1 protein-coding gene is annotated in these 348 nt (G+C 44.3%); it reads right to left on the bottom strand.

What is annotated here, in order from left to right:
- Positions 1–10: 10 nt before the first annotated feature.
- Positions 11–348, bottom strand: a 338-nt coding sequence (locus tag A5N84_RS09295; protein ID WP_143324919.1) for a transposase, incomplete at its 5' end; no start/stop codon positions are given.

Genomic DNA, 348 nt, shown 5'->3' with positions numbered 1-348 from the left:
GTCAGTTCAATCAAAGGCTCATCACCTTATCTAAGCGCCCGGGGAAATGGATAGACAACTGCATCATAGTTTGTCCCCAATTGTTGATAGGTCTTGTCCATTTCTCACCGGCATTTAACATAGCCACATACAGTAATCTAAGCAAGCTGTTTTCATTGGGGAAAGCACCTTTAGTTTTAGTCAACTTACGAAACTGGCGATGCAGCGCTTCAACCGTATTGGTGGTATAAATGGGCTTCCTGACTGCCTCAGGGTACTTAAAATAAGCCGATAGTAAATGCCATTTCTCTCGCCAAGAAGCTATCACCGCAGGATATTTACTGCCCCAGAGTCTGTCGAGTTCATCAA

The sequence above is a fragment of the Rappaport israeli genome (assembly GCF_001888055.1).
Lineage (GTDB): Bacteria > Pseudomonadota > Gammaproteobacteria > Cardiobacteriales > Cardiobacteriaceae > Rappaport > Rappaport israeli.
The sequence above is the reverse complement of the archived record's forward strand: the minus strand, read 5'-3'. Positions and strand labels throughout refer to the sequence as shown.